The 19,474-nt window shown below is 65.2% G+C and carries 19 protein-coding genes, 1 tRNA gene and 1 pseudogene; 9 read left to right on the top strand and 12 right to left on the bottom strand.

All coding sequences use genetic code 11. From position 1 onward, the window contains the following. Positions 1-16: 16 nt before the first annotated feature. The 3 genes from ACPCHZ_RS26000 to ACPCHZ_RS25990 all read left to right on the top strand — a co-directional run bounded on the left by ACPCHZ_RS26000 (position 17) and on the right by ACPCHZ_RS25990 (position 2,900). Positions 17-292: a YHS domain-containing protein gene (locus ACPCHZ_RS26000; RefSeq protein ID WP_423487393.1), complete on the top strand. Its 276-nt coding sequence runs from the start codon at positions 17-19 to the stop codon at positions 290-292. 67 nt (positions 293-359) lie between these two features. Then, on the top strand, positions 360-692 hold the full coding sequence (locus ACPCHZ_RS25995) for a metal-sensitive transcriptional regulator (RefSeq protein ID WP_423487392.1): 333 nt from the start codon (positions 360-362) through the stop codon (positions 690-692). Positions 693-776: 84 nt separating this feature from the next. Continuing rightward, positions 777-2,900: a heavy metal translocating P-type ATPase gene (locus ACPCHZ_RS25990; protein ID WP_423487391.1), complete on the top strand. Its 2,124-nt coding sequence runs from the start codon at positions 777-779 to the stop codon at positions 2,898-2,900. Between the two features lie 53 nt (positions 2,901-2,953). Here the strand turns inward: ACPCHZ_RS25990 and ACPCHZ_RS25985 are convergent, their stop codons facing one another. The 5 genes from ACPCHZ_RS25985 to ACPCHZ_RS25965 all read right to left on the bottom strand — a co-directional run bounded on the left by ACPCHZ_RS25985 (position 2,954) and on the right by ACPCHZ_RS25965 (position 7,884). Further along, positions 2,954-3,733, bottom strand: coding sequence for a hypothetical protein (locus ACPCHZ_RS25985; protein WP_423487390.1), 780 nt, complete (start codon positions 3,731-3,733; stop codon positions 2,954-2,956). Between the two features lie 567 nt (positions 3,734-4,300). Next, positions 4,301-4,675, bottom strand: coding sequence for a BlaI/MecI/CopY family transcriptional regulator (locus ACPCHZ_RS25980; protein WP_423487389.1), 375 nt, complete (start codon positions 4,673-4,675; stop codon positions 4,301-4,303). Between the two features lie 190 nt (positions 4,676-4,865). Further along, positions 4,866-5,408: an MPT63 family protein gene (locus tag ACPCHZ_RS25975; RefSeq protein ID WP_423487427.1), complete on the bottom strand. Its 543-nt coding sequence runs from the start codon at positions 5,406-5,408 to the stop codon at positions 4,866-4,868. Between the two features lie 196 nt (positions 5,409-5,604). Further along, on the bottom strand, positions 5,605-6,378 hold the full coding sequence (locus ACPCHZ_RS25970) for a sulfite exporter TauE/SafE family protein (protein WP_423487388.1): 774 nt from the start codon (positions 6,376-6,378) through the stop codon (positions 5,605-5,607). A 129-nt stretch (positions 6,379-6,507) separates the two neighbouring features. Next, a complete protein-coding gene (locus ACPCHZ_RS25965) occupies positions 6,508-7,884 on the bottom strand; it encodes an MBL fold metallo-hydrolase (RefSeq protein ID WP_423487387.1) in 1,377 nt (458 codons plus the stop codon). Between the two features lie 296 nt (positions 7,885-8,180). Here ACPCHZ_RS25965 and ACPCHZ_RS25960 point away from each other — a divergent pair, with 296 nt between their 5' ends. Then, positions 8,181-8,450, top strand: a complete 270-nt coding sequence (locus ACPCHZ_RS25960; RefSeq protein WP_302913305.1) for a metal-sensitive transcriptional regulator — start codon at positions 8,181-8,183, stop codon at positions 8,448-8,450. Between the two features lie 114 nt (positions 8,451-8,564). Here ACPCHZ_RS25960 and ACPCHZ_RS25955 read toward each other — a convergent pair whose 3' ends face one another. The 6 genes and pseudogenes from ACPCHZ_RS25955 to ACPCHZ_RS25930 all read right to left on the bottom strand — a co-directional run bounded on the left by ACPCHZ_RS25955 (position 8,565) and on the right by ACPCHZ_RS25930 (position 13,309). After that, positions 8,565-9,164 carry a TlpA family protein disulfide reductase gene (locus tag ACPCHZ_RS25955; RefSeq protein WP_423487386.1) on the bottom strand — a complete coding sequence of 200 codons (600 nt, stop codon included), beginning with the start codon at positions 9,162-9,164 and terminating at the stop codon, positions 8,565-8,567. Positions 9,165-9,222: 58 nt separating this feature from the next. Continuing rightward, positions 9,223-9,813 (bottom strand): cadmium resistance transporter, encoded by a 591-nt coding sequence (locus ACPCHZ_RS25950; RefSeq protein ID WP_423487385.1) that lies wholly within the window; start codon positions 9,811-9,813, stop codon positions 9,223-9,225. Next, on the bottom strand, positions 9,810-10,319 hold the full coding sequence (lspA, locus tag ACPCHZ_RS25945; RefSeq protein ID WP_423487384.1) for a signal peptidase II: 510 nt from the start codon (positions 10,317-10,319) through the stop codon (positions 9,810-9,812). Before lspA ends, ACPCHZ_RS25950 begins: the two co-directional genes overlap by 4 nt. After that, on the bottom strand, positions 10,316-12,280 hold the full coding sequence (locus tag ACPCHZ_RS25940; protein ID WP_423487383.1) for a heavy metal translocating P-type ATPase: 1,965 nt from the start codon (positions 12,278-12,280) through the stop codon (positions 10,316-10,318). Before ACPCHZ_RS25940 ends, lspA begins: the two co-directional genes overlap by 4 nt. Beyond that, positions 12,277-12,684 carry an ArsR/SmtB family transcription factor gene (locus ACPCHZ_RS25935; RefSeq protein WP_423487382.1) on the bottom strand — a complete coding sequence of 136 codons (408 nt, stop codon included), beginning with the start codon at positions 12,682-12,684 and terminating at the stop codon, positions 12,277-12,279. The genes ACPCHZ_RS25940 and ACPCHZ_RS25935 overlap by 4 nt, the downstream gene beginning before the upstream one ends. Continuing rightward, positions 12,671-13,309: pseudogene (locus ACPCHZ_RS25930) on the bottom strand (sterol desaturase family protein). Before ACPCHZ_RS25930 ends, ACPCHZ_RS25935 begins: the two are co-directional and overlap by 14 nt. A gap of 144 nt (positions 13,310-13,453) precedes the next feature. Here ACPCHZ_RS25930 and ACPCHZ_RS25925 point away from each other — a divergent pair. The 5 genes from ACPCHZ_RS25925 (at position 13,454) to ACPCHZ_RS25905 (ending at position 17,373) form a co-directional block, all read left to right on the top strand. Beyond that, complete coding sequence (locus ACPCHZ_RS25925; protein ID WP_423487426.1) at positions 13,454-14,080, top strand: class I SAM-dependent methyltransferase; 627 nt, start codon at positions 13,454-13,456, stop codon at positions 14,078-14,080. Next, on the top strand, positions 14,080-14,748 hold the full coding sequence (locus ACPCHZ_RS25920) for a methyltransferase family protein (RefSeq protein WP_423487381.1): 669 nt from the start codon (positions 14,080-14,082) through the stop codon (positions 14,746-14,748). Before ACPCHZ_RS25925 ends, ACPCHZ_RS25920 begins: the two co-directional genes overlap by 1 nt. Next, positions 14,745-15,407 carry an adenylate/guanylate cyclase domain-containing protein gene (locus ACPCHZ_RS25915; protein WP_423487380.1) on the top strand — a complete coding sequence of 221 codons (663 nt, stop codon included), beginning with the start codon at positions 14,745-14,747 and terminating at the stop codon, positions 15,405-15,407. Before ACPCHZ_RS25920 ends, ACPCHZ_RS25915 begins: the two co-directional genes overlap by 4 nt. A 340-nt stretch (positions 15,408-15,747) precedes the next feature. Further along, positions 15,748-17,121 (top strand): hypothetical protein, encoded by a 1,374-nt coding sequence (locus tag ACPCHZ_RS25910; protein ID WP_423487379.1) that lies wholly within the window; start codon positions 15,748-15,750, stop codon positions 17,119-17,121. 182 nt (positions 17,122-17,303) lie between these two features. Continuing rightward, positions 17,304-17,373, top strand: a tRNA-Val gene (locus ACPCHZ_RS25905). Positions 17,374-17,861: 488 nt separating this feature from the next. Here the strand turns inward: ACPCHZ_RS25905 and ACPCHZ_RS25900 are convergent. After that, positions 17,862-19,403 carry a fused MFS/spermidine synthase gene (locus tag ACPCHZ_RS25900; RefSeq protein WP_423487378.1) on the bottom strand — a complete coding sequence of 514 codons (1,542 nt, stop codon included), beginning with the start codon at positions 19,401-19,403 and terminating at the stop codon, positions 17,862-17,864. Positions 19,404-19,474 lie beyond the last annotated feature (71 nt).

Here is a 19,474-nt window from a genome sequence, read left to right as displayed (position 1 = left end):
TTCCAAAGGAGAACGCATGTCCGACAACAAGAAACTGACGTCGCGCTGCTGCTGCAGCGGCTCAACACAAGACCTCGACACGACGGTCATCAATCCTGCGGCCACAAACCTCCTCGACCCCGCAACGGACGGGACGACATGCCCGGTGATGCCCGGCACGCCGGTGAACAAGACGACCGCCGAAGCCGCGGGCCTGTTCCGCGACTACCGCGGCCGACGGTACTGGTTCTGCTGCAAAGGATGTGGACCGCGGTTCGACCGAGACCCCGACAAGTACGGCAGCGCGGCGTGACTGACATTCGGACCCCGCGCCGCATCGCTCCTATCGGCGCCCCCGCTCACAGGACGAAGGATCTGCCATGACTCACGTCGACGAGAACGTCACCGACTGCCCGGCATCGGGTTCGGTCCACCACGGCTACATCACCGATAAGGACAAATACCTCAAACGCTTGAAACGCATTGAGGGCCAGGCACGCGGCATCAGCCGGATGATTGAGGAGGAACGCTATTGCATCGACATCCTCACCCAAGCTGACGCGCTGACCAAAGCCCTGCAAAGCGTCGCGCTGGCGCTGCTCGACGACCATCTCCGGCACTGCGTTCGAGACGCTGCTGCCGCCGGGGGACCGGCCGCCGACGCCAAACTCACCGAAGCATCCGAAGCCATCGCCCGACTCGTGCGGTCATGACCCACACCGGCAGTGCACCGCCGCCGCCGCGCTGCTACACACCCGCGCGAACCGACACGTGAGACTCCTCAAGGAGAGCACAACATGACTAACCACGACGAGCACGCCGTAGCGACATCGCACGCCGGCGTTCACGCAGACCATGACGGCCACGGCGAGCACGCCATTCAGGACACCAACGTCCACCACGACAACCATGCTGACCACGGAGGTCATGCCGGCCACGGCGCCGATCATGCTGCTGTGTTCCGGAAGCTGTTCTGGATCAACCTCATCATCGCCGTCCCGGTCATCGCGTTCTCGACCATGTTCGCAATGCTGCTCGGCTACGCAGTGCCCGACGTCCCCGGCGGCCGCTGGATCGCGCCACTGCTGGGCACGGTCATGTACATCGTCGGTGGTCGCCCCTTCCTCACCGGCGCCGTCAGCGAAATCCGCTCCCGCAAACCGGGAATGATGCTGCTCATCGGTCTGGCCATAACCGTCGCATTCTTCGCCTCCTGGGGTGCCAGCCTGGGCCTGCTCCACCACGAACTGGAGTTCTGGTGGGAACTTGCGCTGCTGATCGTCATCATGCTGCTCGGCCACTGGGTCGAAATGCGCTCCCTGGCTCAGACCACCTCCGCACTGGACTCACTGGCCGCGCTGCTTCCCGACGAGGCCGAGAAGGTCGACGGCGACCGCGTCATCACCGTCGCGCCCGCCGATCTGCAAGTGGGAGATCTGGTGGTCGTGCGACCCGGTGGCAGCGTCCCCGCCGACGGCAGAATCGTCGACGGACGTGCGGACATGGACGAGTCGATGGTGACCGGTGAATCGCGGGCGGTGGCCCGCGGCGTCGGAGATGCGGTGACGGCTGGGACTGTCGCCACCGATTCCGGACTGCGGGTTGAAATCACTGCCACCGGCGAAGATACCGCCTTGGCGGGAATCCAGCGCCTGGTCACCGAAGCGCAGAATTCGTCCTCGCGAGCCCAGCGCCTCGCCGATAAGGCGGCGGGCTGGCTGTTCTGGTTTGCCCTAGCGACCGCAGCCATCACTGCCGCGGTGTGGTCGATTGTCGGAGATCCCGACGCCTCCGTCGTCCGGGCGATCACGGTGCTCGTCATCGCGTGTCCGCATGCGTTGGGCTTGGCGATACCGCTGGTGGTGTCGATCGCCACGGAGCGCGCCGCGCGAGGAGGTGTGCTGATCAAGGATCGCCTGGCCCTGGAAAGTATGCGCACCGTCGACGCCGTCCTCTTCGACAAAACCGGCACTCTGACTAAGGGCGAGCCGACCGTGACCGCGATCGAGGCTCGCGGTGACCTCGACGACGACACTGTGCTCGCCCTGGCGGCCGCCGCCGAGGCTGACAGCGAACACCCCTTGGCGAGGGCCATCGTGGAAGCCGCCGAGGAGCGCGCACTCACTGTGCCGCGCGCCAGCGGCTTCTCATCCTCTCCGGCGGTTGGGGTGACTGCCACGGTTGGAGAGCGCGAGATCCGGGTGGGCGGCCCCCGCCTGCTCGACGAAATCGGCGGACAGGAAGTCAGCACCGCCAGCGCCTGGCGTGAGGAGGGTGCGATCATCTTGCACGTCGTCCGCGACGGCGCAGTGCTCGGCGGGCTGCGCCTGGCCGACGAGATCCGCCCCGAATCCCGCGCAGCGGTCGATGCCTTGCACAAGCTCGGCGTCGAGGTCGTCATGATCACCGGTGACGCTGAGGCCGTCGCCCTTGCGGTGGGCCAGGAACTCGGCATCGATCGCGTGTTCGCCGGCGTACGCCCGGAGGACAAGGCGTCGAAGGTGTCTGCTCTGCAGCATGAGGGCAAGAAGGTGGCGATGGTCGGCGATGGTGTCAACGATGCTCCCGCGTTGGCGCAGGCCGACGTGGGCATCGCGATCGGCGCCGGCACGGATGTAGCCATCGCCTCTGCCGGTGTGATCCTGGCCAGCTCCGACCCGCGCTCGGTGCTGTCGGTCATCGAGCTGTCGCGTGCCAGCTACCGAAAGATGAAGCAGAACCTCTGGTGGGGTGCCGGATACAACCTCATCGCAGTGCCTCTGGCTGCCGGTGTGCTCGCACCGATTGGATTTGTGCTCCCGATGTCAGTCGGCGCAATCCTGATGTCTATGTCGACGATCGTCGTGGCGCTCAACGCGCAACTGTTGCGCAGCCTCGACCTGAGTCCCGAGTCAAGCACCCGCGCGGTCCTCGATCGCTGATTCCGCGTAGCCCGCCGCAGAGTGTGCTTCAACCCCGCACGGGCACCTCAGCGTCATCCGCCGTGATCGTGATCGCCGTGACTTTCCTGCGAGGGAACCGTAGATGGCGGCGGAGCCGCCGGCGGTGCAGGCGCCGTCAGCTCCTCGGCAGGCTCAATCACCGCCGGCGGAATGACCGACTCTGGATGGCCAACGTCGGGGCTGTCCACCGGCCCGGTTTCCGTGCCGGGATGGCTTTCCTCCGCCGGTTCGGCGCCAGTGCCGTGGTGGTCACCGGGGGCATCCTCGTTCGCCGTCCCATGGTGATCGGCGTCTGCGCTCGCTGGGGCGTGATGGCCGTGCCGTATCCCCGAAGCGACTCCAATGGTGGACGCCAGCGCCACGACACCGGTTGCGCCCAAGAGGATAACGGCGCTGACGAAGGTTGATACGTGCTCGCCTTGCGGACCTCGGTATAACACCCACCCAGCACCCATCACGACGTAGATCTGTAACAGGAGTGCGCAGAGGTCGGCGGCTTGCACTAACTCCGGCTCCCCTGCGTTCGGGCCGAACGGGGATCCAGCAGTCCTCGATAAGGCCCATAGCGCAATGGCTCCCACGTTGAGCAGGATGCCGGCGGCGAGCACTGGAGCTGTAGTTCGGGTTAGCACCACCCGTGCCCAAATAAGTTGAGACGACGCGATCGCGGCGAAGAACAGCCCCGCGAGCATCCACTCTCGCCAATGATTCGGCACGACGGCGAAGTGGATCACCGAAGCGCCGATAGAGGCCAATGCGGCAAGGCGAGCCGCCAGCCTGCTGTCCGTCTTCGTCGCTGTTGTGGGCGCCACTCGTCCGATGATGACAGCACCGTCTGGGCCGGCAACTATGCGACATCAGATCTCAACTTGACCGAGATTCTTCCGTCATCCTTTCCGTCAGCGCGCCACTCCCCGCCAGAGCGGTTCTTCTAGCGTTCAGAGGTCCTGGCTAAGCAGCGAGGGGCGGCGGCGACCATCAGCGGCCGCCACCTACTGTAGATCTACGTCAATCACGGCTAGGGCTTCGCGCGCATACAGTTGCCGCCTTCTCGACTCGTACAGAGCGCGGCGCGAGTGCCAGGCGTGGCCACCGCCAGGATGCTCGCCGAGGACGCCGACCTGCACCACCTGGCCGTACCCGCCGCTCACGATCAAATCCAGACCGGCGATGCACCCGGGTAAGGACCGCACCGATCCGACCCCAGGAGGCGACGGTCTGGGACATGAGCATCGCCGCCGCGGACATCAGCACACTTCCCGTCACAGCCAGTTAGGCACCTATGCCAAGTCGTGGTGCGGCACCGGCGCGCCCGCGACAACACGGCAGGGCCCAGCACCGTCAGCACATCGCGTTCGCGAGCAGGCACACGGCCAGGCTCATCGGTTGGAAGTCCCTGCGCCGCGGCGCCGGATCACGTCTTCGAGCCCCGCTAGTTCCTCTGGGCTCATTTCGTCGACGAAGTGCATCAGAACAGCGGTGGTGTCCTCCTCGCTGTTGCGGAGGGCTTCGCGCATCAGTCCAGCGATGTGTTCGGCGTGGCTCAGGGTGGTGCGGTAGCGGTAGGCCTTGCCTTCGCGTTGCCGTCGCAGATGCCCTTTGCGGTGAAGGTTTTCCATCGTCGAGAGCACGGTGGTGTAGGCGACTTCACGGTCGGCGCGCAGCTGATCGACCACCTCCCGGACGGTGCCTTGTCCGTCGGTGGCCCACAGCTGGGCCATCACCACGGTTTCCAGCTCACCGAACACCCGCACCGATACCACCTCTTCCCGTGCATGGCTCTTCGCTGCGGCCGGTCTTCGTCGGCGGGGGTCCTGGATCGCGATTACCGGCGCGACGCGCGCCAACTACTATCTCGGTACCGAAATAGTAGCCAAGGCGTTCTTGAACGGAACCGCCTGAGGGCGCGCTTGAGCTGGGCTCTTGTGCCGCTTGAGTGCTGCGTTACATCTTCCCCGCGCAGCATGGGCACGGTTCCTTCATGTCGGCGCAACACGTGCACTTGTCCATCGGCATCGCCATCATCGTCATCATTGCCTCGCTGCAGCACCACATCAGCGGCTTCGCGCCGCCAGCGCTATAGATGACGGCCATGGGGTCCCCGCCGGTGGCGTCGAAGTAAATTTTGCCGGTCGCCGTCTGACCCTGAGCCAACGTGGCAGCGGAGATGCCTTGCGGAGTCGCCAATTGCCACAGCACCGGGTAGCTCCCGCCGTCAGATGTCGCGTTGAAGTTGGGGATCACTGGCGTCGAGGTGCCCGAGATCGCCGTCACCGTCGCGGTCGCCTCCCATAGCTGCCCGGCCACCGGGAATCCAGGCGCCACGTCACTGCTTTTCTTCAAATCCGTTACCGACCAGTCCTGCATGCCACCGCCATCAGCGACCTGCTGATGCGACCCGAAGCGGTGCGCACAGTTCTCCGCCGCCGACGCTACCCCGGCAAAATTCACCCCCAGCATCGCCGCCATCGCCACCACAACCGTCATCAGAGAGAACTTGCGCACGTCTGGCTCCTTTTACCGCGCCCCGGTCACCGACCGCCCGGCATCTCCTATGTTCGTACCGAGATAGTAGATGATGCTCGAAGTCGATCGGCATGGCGTGGTGGCTAGGTAGCTGCGCTCATCCGAGTCCGAAGGTTTCCGTGTTCGCGACGTCCACCTCCTGCTCCTTCGATCCCGGTCAGCTGAAGATGAGGGTGTCGACGAGCACGTAGGCGGCGACGGCGAACACCAGGTAGGCGAACCAGCGCTGCAGCCGGGTGGCGTTGGTCTTGGTGCCGAAGTATCCGGCGACCAGTGAGGTGGCCATCGCGGCGGCGACGAAGGCGGCGGTGACCTGCCAGTCGACGTTGATTCCCTGGAGGTGAGAGAAGACGCCGGTGACGGAGTTGGCGACGATGATCAGCAGCGAAGTGCCGACGGCCGTAGATATTTCGACACCGAGGACCACCACCAGTGCCGGGATGATGAGGAAGCCACCGCCGACGCCGAACAGTCCGGTGAGCAACCCGACCAGGAGTCCGGCACCGACCGATCGGGGTGCGCAGCGGCGCCAGTTGACCTGGCCGGCGTCGACCTTGCAGGCCGTGCCGGTGGCGCCCTGGTCGGTCAGCATGCGGATACCGGCGACCACCATCACCACCGCGAATCCGATCATCAGTACCGACTGGGGCAGGTGCGCGCTGATGGCGCTACCGGCGACCGTGGCAGGTATACCGCCGGCGGCGAAGATTGCGGCCATGCGCCACCGCACCTGCTTGGCGCGGATCTTGGGCAGCATCCCGACCGCTGAGGCCGCGGCGACGACGATCAGCGAGATGGGTATCGCCTGCTCGACGTCGAAACCCATCCCGTAAACCAGCGCCGGAACGGCGAGAATGGACCCGCCGCCGCCGAGCAGACCCAGCAGTACGCCGATCAGCGCACCCAGGGCCAGGCCTATCGCGATCGCCATGACAGTTCCGCTACCCGTTCGATCGGCGCCGCATCATCGCGGCGCCGTACCCATCCCACGTCGCCTTCCCACACCCCCGGCAGGTAACGGCGTAACACATCCTGTGAAGTCTTTCCTTCGTGTGTCTTGTCAGACTGCGGTGTGGACGTCGGCCCAAGCGTTGTACCCTCCGACCATGTCGGAGACCTGCCGAATACCGTTGGCGCGCAGTAACGATGCAGCCACACTGGAACGCCAGCCACCGGCGCAGTGCACGACGATCGGCTTGCCGACCGGCACCTCGCCGAGGCGCAGACGCAACTGGGCAAGCGGGATGTGCAGGGAGTCGGGGATGGCGCCGCCCTCGCGCTCACCCGGGTTGCGGATGTCGATCAGCGTCACCGCTCCTTCGGCCAGCAGCTCGTCCAGTTCGGTGACCGTCGTACGCGGTGCGGCCTGCACGAGGTCGGCGAGCGCAGCCGGGAACTGCCCGCGGCTCACGTTGAGATAGCCGATGGCGTCGTCGAAGCCGATACGCGCCAGCCGCAGCGCCGCCTGCTGCTCTTCACCGGGATAGGTGATCAGGGCGATCTGCTCACCAACGTCGGCGACCATGCCGCCCGTCTCGGCGAACCGGCCGTCGAAGCCGACGTTGACCGTCCCACGCAGGTGCCCGGCGGCGAAGTCCTCCACGCTGCGGGCATCGAGCACCCGCACCCCCGCATCGAGCGCTGCGCGGATCTGCGGGGGTCTCATCTCGGGCACGGTGCGGTCGGGCTGCAGCAAAGGGTGGACGCGCTTGTTCATCGCCGCGTCGGACGCGAAGTACGCCGGTGCGGCGGGCTGACCCGCGGTCAGCATCGCGACGAAGGCATCCTCGGGCATCGGCTGCACCGACGGATTGCTCACCCGCTGTTCACCGATGGTCGAAGTGAGTTCAGTCGAGAGGTTCTTTCCGCACGACGAGCCGGCCCCGTGCGCGGGCATCACGGTCACGCTGTCCGGCAGCAGCATGAGCTTGTGGTGGATCGTGCGGTACATCGCTCGAGCCAGGTCACTGGTCGAGCTGTCACCGATATTGGCCAGATCTGGGCGGCCGACGTCGCCGATGAACAGCGAGTCACCGGTGAGCACGGCCACCGGCTCGGCCCCGGCACGCTCACGAACGAGCACACTGATCGATTCCCAGGTGTGGCCCGGCGTCGACAGAATCTCCATGTCCACCTCACCCAGCGACACGTGCTCCCCGTCTGCCAGCCGGCGTATCGGGTAGTCGGTCTCGGCGGCCTCACCGAACCCGATCCACGCGCCGGTCGCATCAACCAATTCCAGGTGCCCGGAGACGAAGTCGGCGTGGAAGTGGGTGTTGATCACCCCTTCGATCGTCAGCCCGAACTCCGCTGCGTCGGCCAGGTAATCGCTGATGTCACGGCGCGGATCGACCACCACCGCGCGGCCGGTCGTTTCATCGCCGATCAAGTACGACGCATGCGACAGACACTCGATGTAGTACTGCTCCAAGATCATCGACCATTCCTCTCAAACCGAGTCGGGCACCGATTCGCGGCGGCCCGCTGTACATAGCTACGATACCCCCCGGGGTATCTAGTCCCAGTCGACCCTATACCCCTGGGGGTATGCCGCTGTTGTCGACGAAGATACCCCCAGGGGTATAGACTTGCAAGCGGCGGGGCATCCACTTGTGCCCGGCGGCGTTTGACACCGGCCCTTTTGGGGCGGGAGAGAGGACGGGGACGGGATGGTTGACCAGCCTGCCGAATACCCCCACGGGTAATCTGGTAGCGGCGACGAAAGGAATGACCATGGTCGGAGACCAAGAGGCGATCGATGCAGTTCTGAACAGATTGCGTCGGGCGCAGGGCCAGCTCGCCGGCGTCGTTTCGATGATCGAGCAAGGACGTGAGTGCAAAGACGTCGTCACACAGTTGGCCGCTGTTTCTCGCGCGCTTGACCGCGCCGGCTTCAAGATCGTCGCGACGGGATTGCGAGACTGTGTCACCGGTGAGCAGTCCGGCGCCGACACTCCGATGACCGAAGCGGAACTGGAGAAGCTTTTCCTCGCGCTCGCCTAGCCTCGGCAGAGGACTGATCGGAATTGCGGGCCGTCGAGACGGGCACCTCTGGCCTGACATGCACGTGATTCCCGCTGACCAGCGGCGAATCTGCAGCTGGTCGTTCGCGGAGCGTCAGCGCTCGGTCGTCAGCCGGTCGAGTAGCGGCCGCAGGTCTTCGGCCAGCAGTGCCATGAGGTAAACCGCGGCGACTCTGTGTTGGCGGTCGAGGACCATCGTGGTGGGGACCACGCTGGTCGGATAGTTGCGTCCCAGGGTGATCAGGCTGCGCAGCGATGGGTCGTAGATGGAGGGGTAGCCGACGTTGCGGTCGGTGACGAAGTCACGTGCGGTGTCCCTGTTGTCGCGTACATCGATACCCAGGAATTGCACCCCTCGGTCGCGATATTCGGCGTAAACCGTTTCCAGTTCGGGAGTTTCGGTGCGGCATGGCGCACACCAGGAGCCCCACACGTTGATGACGACGACCCTGCCAGTGAAGTCCGAGAGCTGAATCTGTTCGTCGGTGAACAAGTCTGGTCCGCGCAGATCGCCTATGGTGCCTCGTGTGGAGGGGGGGTCGTAGAAAATCGCGGTCTTGCCGCCGGGAGAGACGAAGTCGAACGTACCGCCTTGTGCCACAGCGTTCTCGCCGGTGCTGCATCCGATCAACAGCGCTGTGGTCAGTACGACCAGGCCTGCGATGACGGCGCCAGATCGCCTAGGGCTACTCACAGGTCCTCCTCGAGGGCCGATTTGGTATCCACGCGTTGCGAGCGAGACTGTTCAACTCTCAGAAGGCGAGGCCGCTGACCAAGATGAAGATGCCGAGACCAATCAGAACTATCGGGAAAAGAACGTGTTCCCAGCGCTCGAGGACCTCGGCGATCGGCGCGCGGGTGGCGACGAATCTGGCGGCGAGGACCAGGACCGCGACGAGCACCAGGAAGACGACGCAGTACGCGACCACGGCCGCGGGCCCCACGCTGAGGAAGACCGGGACGTAGACGCCGATGTTGTCTCCGCCGTTGGCGAATGTGACTGCAGCGACGGTCAAGACGCCGACATTCTTGCCCGCGACTTTCGCGTCGTCGTCGTCATCATCGTCACGCCAGGCTTCCCATGCCGCCCACAGTCCCAAGGCCAGGGGGATGAGCCCGAAGTACGGGGTGATCTCCGGCGGCAGAAACGCTTCGGCGCCCAACGTGACGAGGACTGCCGCGCCAAGAATGCCCGCGAATCCCAGGTACTGGCCCGCGGTGATCCGGGCCGTTGTGCCGCGTTGTCCTGCGCCGCGGGCGAAGAACAACGAGAGCACGATGATGTCGTCGATATTTGTGACGATGAACAGGCCGACCGCGGGCAGGATCGACGACAGGATCATGCTGCTGCTCCCGTGTTGCCGGTCTCGCTTGCGCGCAGGCTCGCCATAACGAGTACGGCAGCGCCCGTGACGACGAAGACGTCAGCGAGGTTGAAGGTGGGAAACCACCCTGTGTGCAGGTAATCCGTGACCACACCATCAGCGGCGCGGTCGATGAGGTTGGCTACGGCGCCACCCAGTAGGGCGGCCAGTGCCACCACGAAGGGCAACGCCGCGTTGCGGGTGAATCGGAAGGCGAACACCGCGAGTGCGATCACGATCACGCTTGTGACGCCGAGCAGAACTGCTGGGGGCACAGTGTTGCCGAGACTGAACGCCACCCCGGGGTTGTAAGCTAGTCGAAGTTGGAGTAAACCGAATTCTCTTGTGCTGCCGTCGGTCAGCGTGCGGTTGGCCCACGACTTGAGTATCAGGTCCAATCCGGCGGCGGTCACCGCCACGGCGGCCAGGGTGATTCGCGCTCGGAGCACACTTGTTCGGTTGCCGGTGGGGTCGCCGGCTGTCACGACGGCGCGCCCACCGCCGAGGTGCGTAATTTGTTGGCTGGCTGTCGAACCGCTGCGGAGGTCAGCGGTTTGGTACGTCCGGCGCGCACGCCGTTGGCGATGACGATGATCTCGGCGAGTTCGTGGACCAGTACGACGGCCGCGAGTCCAAGGATGCCGAACAGCGCCAGCGGCATCAGCACGATGATCAAGCCGAGGGAGAGGCCGACGTTCTGCAACATGATCCCTCGGGCTCGGCGGGCATGGCTGAACGTCTGCGGGAGGTGGCGCAGGTCTTCGCCCATCAGCGCTACGTCGGCGGTTTCGATGGCGACGTCAGTGCCCATCGCGCCCATCGCGATGCCGACGTCGGCGGTGGCCAATGCGGGAGCGTCGTTGACGCCATCGCCGACCATCGCGGTCGGGCGTTGGGTGCGTAGCTGTTCGATCAGTCGCGCCTTGTCCTCGGGGCGCAGTTCGGCGTGCACGGCTTCGATCCCGACGTCGCGGGCCAGCGTGGTGGCGGTGGCCTGGTTGTCACCGGTGAGCATGGCTACGTGGTAGCCGTCGCGCCGCAGTTGAGAGATCACTTCGGCGGCCTCGGGGCGCAGCTCATCGCGCACGGCGATGGCACCGATGACGCGGCCGTCGTCTTCGACGAGGACTGCGGTGGCGCCGGCCTGCTGCATTCGGGTGACGTCGCCAGCCAGTGGGCCGGGGTCGAGCCAGCCGGGGCGGCCTAGCCGGATGGTGTGCCCGTCGCGCCGTCCGGTGAGCCCCGCACCGGTGACGGCTTCGACGTCGGAGGCGGGGGTGACCTCGCCGGCCGCGGCCAGTATCGCGGCGGCGAGCGGGTGCTCGCTGCGCGATTCCAATGCTGCGGCCAGGTCCAGCACGTGTTCGCGCGTAGTGCCGCTGGTGGTCGCGACCTCGATGACCGCGGGCCGGTTGGCAGTGAGCGTGCCGGTCTTGTCGAGGGCAATGCCGCGGATTCGGCCGAGCCCTTCTAAGGCAGCGCCGCCTTTGACCAGCGATCCGAGCTTGCTGGCGGCGCCGATGGCGGCGACCACAGTGACTGGCACCGAGATCGCCAGGGCGCACGGTGATGCAGCCACCAGCACCACTAGGGAGCGTTCGATCCAGGTGGCCGGGTCACCCATCAGGCTGCCCATCGCCGCGATCACGGCCGCGGCGATCATGATGCCAGGTACCAGCGGCTTGGCGATGCGATCGGCGAGGCGTTGGGAGGCGCCCTTGCGGGACTGCTCGGCCTCGACGATGCGCACGATGCGAGCGAGTGAGTTGTCCTGGGCGGTGGTGGTGACTTCGACCTCCAGTACCCCGGTGCCGTTGATGGATCCGGCGAACACTTCATCCCCGGGTCCGGCTTCCACGGGGACCGACTCGCCGGTTATGGCCGAGACATCGAGTGCCGTGCGGCCCTGCCGGACGATACCGTCGGTGGCGACACGCTCGCCCGGCTTGACCAGCATGCGGTCGCCGATCTCTAGTTCGGCAGGAGCAACTGTTTCTTCGCCGCCGCCACGCAGCACGGTCGCCTCGTCGGGCACCAGCGACAACAGGGCGCGCAATCCGCGGCGGGTGCGTGCCAACGAATACTCCTCCAGGCCTTCGCTGATGGAGAACAGGAAGGCCAGCATCGCGGCCTCACCGACCTCGCCAAGGATCACCGCGCCCACCGCGGCGATGGTCATCAAAGTGCCGACGCCGATCTTGCCCTTGGCCAGCCTCCTGAGGGTTGACGGTACGAAGGTGTAGGCGCCGGCCAGCAGCGCGACCACTTCGAGGGCGAGAACGACCGGCTCGGGGGCGTCAGCGAATCCGGCGATCAGAGCGGCCAGCAGGAATACGCCCGATATGGCGGCGAACTGCAGTTCCCTGATTTCCCACAGTCGTTCGGGCTCGTCCTGATCGTCGGCGCTGCGGGGTTCGTCGTTGCCGCAGCCGCAGGCGTCGCTCATCGGGGGGACTCCTCGTTGTCGATCGTCGCGACCCTGCGGGCGCGGGTTCCGTAGTTGGGGCAGAGCGCCACCGTGTTGCCGGTGGCAGCCAGCAGCGTCTCCGCTGAGGCCAGCAGATCCATCAGTTCCGGGCGGGTCAGCGAATAGAACATCTGGCGGCCTTCGGGCCGACCGATCACCAGGCCGCAATCCCGCAGACACGCCACATGGGCCGAGACGGTGGACTGCGCCAAGCCCAGCTCGCCGACGAGATCGACGACACGTGCCTCCCCGTCGGCCAGGCGGCGTACGATCGCCAGCCGGGCTGAGTCGGAGAGGCTGTGAAACAGCGCCACCGCAGCGTCGAGGCTGGAGGCCCCCGGGGCGCTGCCAGACGGGCATCCATCGGACTTATTCATCGCCATACGACGATGATAAACGGTTCTCAGCGATACTGCACTTCGGGGGGTGGGTCGGTGCCAGCTGCGAGCGGGCATTGCCTGTCAGGGTGCAGCCACCGCCCCGAGTGAACGGGTAGAGCATCTGGTGGAGATAGGTGCTGGGGTAGCCGGGGTTTGGCGGCCATGCCGAGTTGGGTGGAGTCGAAGCGGCGGGTGGGGTCGTAGGAGTAGGTGCGCAACAGGTGGTCCCACAGCAGGGTGACAGGCCGAAGTTGACGTCGCCGATGCCGGCCCATTTGAGGTGGTGGAAGCGGTGACCTTCATTGAGGGCCACGGTGGCCAGCGCACGTCGACCGGTGACAGTTAGCGCCGGGACGACCGTCAATCCGGAGCGAACCGCCCGAAGATGAGCGGACCGTCCCCGCGCGGACTCCGGGTCAGAGAAGACCACGGTGCCCTGTTCGGCGCCGACCTCAATCCGATGCTGTGCGTCCGCGGGCACCACCAGGTTCCTGCCTCGATGCCGTTTGCCAGCCGCGTCGAGCACCGTGACGGCCGTTGTCGCGAAAGACACCTGGACGGCATGGTGGGCATGGGCATCGGTGACGCCTATCGACCCGGTGGAGGCCAACACTCCCGGACGTAGCAGGGCGTCCCCGCCCCAACGCGGTCCTACGCCTCAGTACTGCCGCTATTCATCGTCATAGAACGATGATAGCGTCACAGATAGATTGTTCATCGCCACCCGCGAAGTGCGATGGGTGCCGGGGAGAAAAGGGGTCCTGTGGTGTTGATGAACTGGGCCGAGACCGCCTTGATCAACTCGCAGCCTCGGCGGTGGCTCCAACGCTTTTACGAGGTGCCGGTACTGCTGCGAATCGGGGGCCGGCTCTCGCCGGGGAGCGCAGCACTCGAAATCGGCTGCGGATCGGGCTACGGATCAGAGTTGGTGTTGCAACGCTTCGGCGCCGACCGGATCGATGCACTCGATCTAGATCCGGCGATGATCGATCGGGCACGAAAGCGGCTGGCGTCTTATGGGAACCGGGTAAGCCTGGTGAGTGGCAGCGCCACCGATCTTCGGGCCGCGCTCAACGCTGACGACGACGCCTACGACGCAGTGTTCGACTTCGGCATCATCCATCACATCCCGCAGTGGCGTACCGCGGTGGCCGAAGCCGCGAGGGTGCTCGCGCCCGGCGGGCGGTTCTACTTCGAAGAGGTCACCGCCCATGCCCTGGACCGCCCGACCTACCGGCGACTGTTCGACCACCCGATCGGCGACCGATTCACTGCCGAACAATTCGTCGACGAAGTGCGCCGGCAGGGCCTGCTCATCCTCGGATCGGTCACCCGTATTCAAGGCGATTACCTGCTGGGCGTGGCCCTCAAGCCGGTGGCCGAGGGTGGTGGACGGTGATGGCCGCCGCCGCAGTAAGCCTGTTCCTGGGAATGATGCTGTTATGTGGGCTGCTGCGCACCCTGATCCAGCGTCACCGCACCGGTGACAGTGGGAACCGGCGCACGCTGTCACCGCGAGGCTCGCTGGGATGGTTTGCGCTGACCACGACCGACATCGGTTACCTCGCAGTCGGTGTTGGCGGCCCGCTCGCGCACTGGCTGGGCCTTCCTCCGGTGAGCTCCCTGCATCCTCCCGTCCAACTGCTCGGCGTCATCCTGGCGGTCATCGGCATCCTGGCCGCTTTCACAGCCCGGATGGCGATGGGCTCATCGTGGCGGATCGGTGTCGACGACTGTGAACGCACCAGTTTGGTCACCACCGGCCCGTTCCGGTGGGTGCGCAATCCGATCTTCACCGCAGTGCTCGTCGCGTTGCTCGGCCTGACGCTCATGGTCTTCAACGTGGTCGCGTTGACCGGTTGGGTCCTTACTGTGTTCGGTATCGAAACCCAGGTACGGCGAGTCGAAGAGCCGCGCTTACACCGCCTCCACGGCGAGCCCTATGCCCAGTACGCCGCAACCGCCGGCCGATTCCTCCCAGGGATTGGGCGTCTACAAGTTCGTGACAATCTGTCGTACAGGTCGACCGCAACGACAACCGACGCGAGTGGAAACGGCCAGCCATGAACGAGATCACCAACGAGGCCGCAACGTTCGCTTTCGTCGATCTGTCCGGCTTCACCGCCCTGACCGAGATGTGCGGCGACGAGGAAGCCGCACACCTCGCCGGGCGGCTGGTGGATCTCACCCAAGACGCGCTCACCCCTCATGTCGACCTGGTGAAAAGCATGGGTGACGCAGTGATGCTGTACGCCCCCAGTCCCGACCAGATGATGGCGACGATCGTGGCGTTGGCCGACCGCGCCGCTGCCGAAGACGGCTTCCTCGTGCTCCGAGTCGGAATTCACCACGGAAGCGCCGTCCGACGCAACGACGATTTCTTCGGGCACGCGGTCAATACCGCCGCGCGCGTCACGGCACTCGCCGGCGCCGGCCAGGCAGTAGTCACCGAGCCGGTAGTAGACGCATGCGAAAACGTGGGTCTGACGGCATACCCATTGGGCATCACCGCGCTTCGCAACATCACGTCCCCGATGGCGATGTACCGCGTGTCGCTGCCAGCGCCCCGGTACCCCGTTGATCCCGTTTGTCGTGTTCGAATCGACCCCCGCACAACCAGTCATCACTTGCGTCACGACGATCAGGACATCTGGTTCTGCTCCGGCCGTTGCGCCGAACGGTTCTCCAAGAATCCGTCGAACTACACAACCGATGCCGCCAGATGAGGGACCCGGTCGGCCCGGGCTGCGCCGCGCCGAAAAACGCCACCGGCGGGCACCTGCCATGGCCGGATCGGACTCTCGGTCGACGTCCTGCTCTGCGGTGACGGTGCCGTTCATCTGCACAAGACTTGCGTGCAGCATCGGTATCCGCACATTCGTGCTTCCGGAAGCTTGTGTCGGTGTCAGTATGCGACTGTGCGTTGCCGCGACCAGGATGTAATCAGTGGTTTCGCGGTGAGTTGAGTGCTGCGCATGGATAAGCCAGAGATGGCGCCTAGGGCGAAGCACTGAATCGAATGCGGCGGCTCCTCCGAGACACCGTCGTCGTCCTCCAGGCTCGCCTATGAGTGCCAGAGGTGGCGCGGCGGTTCTGGCGCACGATGTTGGCGGCGCCACCGACCTACCGGTTCCTCTGTTCGCCGTGCTGATCGGTGCAACGGGGATCACGGCGCTGACATTCGCCATCGTGGCGTTCGCGTGGAAACAGCCGCGCTTCGATCCGGCTAGGCCGGGTCGTGTACTGCCGCGTTGGGCAACCGACGTCGTCGACTCCCCGGGCATTCGGTCGTTCTCAGCGATGGCAGCGCTGCTGTTCACCGCCCTGGTGGCGGTCAGCGCCCTGGTCGGCCCGCAGGACGGCGAGAACCCGTTGCGCGGAGTCTTGTATGCGTTGCTATGGGTCGGACTGGTCGTTATCTCCGTCGCTTTCGGGCCCGTCTGGCGAGCCATTTCACCTATGCGGACCCTCTATCGACTCATCGGAGCGGTCCATAATTCGGAGTCCAGCCGAACAACCCGCGGTCTCCGCTACCCGCGGAGTTGGGGATTCTGGCCGGCCGCAGCCGGTCTGTTTTCCGTTGTGTGGCTGATGTTGGCAAGCCCGAATCTTGGCACGCTTGCGGCTATCAAGTATTGGTTACTCGCCTACGTCGTGGCGATGACTGTCGGTGCCACGTTGTTCGGGCAACGCTGGTTCACTCGCGCGGACCCGTTCGAGATTGCCAGCGTGGTCGCCTCGCGGCTCTCGCCGTTCCGCCGAGATGTGGTCAGCCATCGAGTCATTTTCGGTAGCCCATTCGATCACCTGCTGTCGATGCCTGTGCGGCCGGGAACCCTTGCCGTGATCGCGGTGCTGCTGGGCTCGATTGCCTTTGACAGCGTCTCGGCGATGCCGCTGTTCGAGAACTTCGTTTACGACCATGAAGCGGCTGTTCCCCTGGTGTCCGAGGTGGTCGGCGGTGCCGTCCTGCGCACAACCGGCCTGTCGCTGTGCATCGTGACTGTGGCCGGTACGTTCTGGGCCGCGGCACGAGCAGCGGGCGGTTCGGACAGGCAGTTACGCAGGCGACTGCCTGGTCAGATGGCTCATTCTCTGATTCCGATATTCATCGGGTACTTCCTCGCCCACTACTTGTCTTACTTGGTCGAGGAGGGCCACGACACACTCATCCTGTTGACCGACCCTCTGGACAGGAACTGGGTCGTGTTCGGAATGACCTCGGCCGACGGCAACAGATGGTTATCACAGAACCCGGCGGTGCTGTCGACCATCAAGATCTCGTGCGTTGTCGCCGGCCACGTTGTCGCCGTCATCGCCGCACACGACAGCGCTCTCCGGCTTCTCACGGTCGAGCGTCGGGTGACCGGGCAGTTGCCACTCATGCTCACGATGGTGGGGTACGCCTTCGCGGCTCTCTATCTGCTCTTCGGTAGCTAATGGCTGCACCGTGCAAAGTGCAGATTTCGCTCTCTTCCGGGCGGATCGCACACCGGCGGAAGCCTCCTAGATCGTCGGCGTCTTCCCTCCCTTTTATAGGGCCAAAATCGGGCCAAATTTTCAGACCAGGTGCTCTGGTGGGTCCAAATCCACCCGCTCGCAGGCCTCTGACCAGCACAATTGCATCAGCTTGGAGGCGGGAACCGCCTCACACGCGGAAGGTCGCTGGTTCGAAACCAGCCGGGACCACCACAAAAATCGCAGTTCAGAGGCGCAGCCGAGGCCTGACGACGGGTTTTGGGCGGCTGATGCCCGAGGCTGCTGGGCCATATGAAATCGAAGTGCCGGTCGTGGTGGCACCGTCGGTTATCGGACGTTGTCGGCCGCGCTGCGGCTCGTGTCGGGTTGCAGCGGCCTGCACGTACGACCCGGTGGTGCTCACGCCTACCCGGACCCGGTGCCCGCATGCGTTCGACCGCTGCAGCGTCGAGGAACCGCAATTGCTGCCGGTCGCGAGCGGTCACATCGTGGCGTGCCACCTGGTGAAACGTGCGGCCATCAGCCGACCGGACGGGAAGGCGACGTCAACCCCCGAGACCGCTCCAGCGGCTGTCTGCGCCGACCGTGTAGACCGCGCACTGCGCGATCGATGAGCCGTCGAGGGAGCCAGACCTCAGCACGGATCGCTGAGCGACGGCGGTGTGGTGCTCTCGGTCGATCCCTCTGTGTCAGCTGACCTTTCACTGCGTGCGTGGTGCGGGGTAGGGCTCGAGGAGCTGGTCGACGGGCGCATGGTCGTCGACCAGTGGTACGGCGTCACCGATCCAGCCGTTCAGGTCCTTGCCGGTAGCGAGCACCCAGCCCGTCTCCCGCGTGTTCAATTCTGCTTGAGTGGCAGGCAGATCAATCGGCCGGTTGGCGGCCACGACCACAAGATTGCCGCCATTCGGTTCAGCTGCCGGGTCGATTCCGAGGTCTCTGAGTTCACCACCGACCACGACATACTCGAAGATCTGCAGCAGGGTGGCAACCTCCGCGCGGGCGAACGACAGGTCGCCGTGATCGATGAGGTTGGCAACGTAAACGCCTTCGGAGTTCAAGACGCGGCGGATGTCGGTCATGGCCTCCAACGTCGTGAGATGCCATGGCACGCTCACACCTCCGAACGCATCGCCGACGATGAGATCACGGCTTCCGGTTCGGAGTCGGCGTAGACCGAGCCTGCCGTCCTCGACACGGATGTCGATGCCGGCTTGCGGCACACCGAGCTCATCTCGGTCGATGCGCACCACCTCGGCGTCGACCTCGGAGACGAGGCTCTGTGTGCCTGGCCGGGCGGTCGCGAGATAACGGGGAAAGGTGAGGCCGCCTCCGCCCAAGTGGTAGGCATCCAGCGGTTCGCGAGCGGGAAACGCAGCATCGACGATCGCGGCAAGGGCGCGAATATAGGTGAATTTGAGGAAGGTCGGATCGCCGATGTCGACGTACGAGTGCCGCACACCGTCGAGCATCAAGGTGCGTCCGCCGTCTCGCTCAGGATCTGCGACGACCCGGGCGCAGTGGTACTTCGTCTCAGCATCGCAGCGGCCGGGTGCAACGTAGCTCGCGAGCCCGGCCGTGACCAGCACTAGTGCCAGTGCCGCGGCGCTGACACTGCGGAATCCGCGTGTCCGCCACTCGAACAGGCCCGCGCCGACGACCAGAAGCGTCCCGAGTCCGACGAGGATGACGGTGATCGGTAACCGCGACAGCAGGACGAAACCCGTCATGACGGTGCCTGCGATGGCACCAGCGGTACCTAAGCCTGATAGTTGTCCGACGACGGTCCCGGTCTCTGCAAGTGTGCTCAGACGCAATTTGGTCACCATGGGTGTGACCGCGGACAACAGCGCGCCAGGGATCAGGATGGTCAGCGACGCAATCAGCAGCAAGCCCGGTGCCGCCCACTCGGCAACGCTTCGGAGCAGCGCGGGCGTGAACGCCACAACGGCGCCGGATGCGGCGAGTGCGGGTCCGATCAGCCGGTGCGGATCTATTCGGTCGGCGATACGCCCACCCGTCCAGGAGCCGAGAGCGATTGCACTGAGCGCGATTCCGATCACCAAGGTGCTGGTCTCCAGCGTCAAGCCGAGGTACGGAGCGAGCAGTCGCAGAGCGGTGATCTCCACCACGAGCACCGCCGCCGAAGACGCAAAGACGAGAATTGCCGCGGCACGAGATCCCAGCATGGGGCGCTGCGCTGGCTGCGGCTGCCGGGGCGGCGGCAGGTTCGTGTCGTTCACAAGTCCCATCTTCGCAGGCCGCTGGCAGTGATCTGAGCATCGCTGGTGAAGTCGATCAGATTGAAGCCTTC

It is taken from the genome of Mycobacterium sp. NPDC050041, assembly GCF_049541695.1.
Lineage (GTDB): Bacteria > Actinomycetota > Actinomycetes > Mycobacteriales > Mycobacteriaceae > Mycobacterium.
The sequence above is the reverse complement of the archived record's forward strand: the minus strand, read 5'-3'. Positions and strand labels throughout refer to the sequence as shown.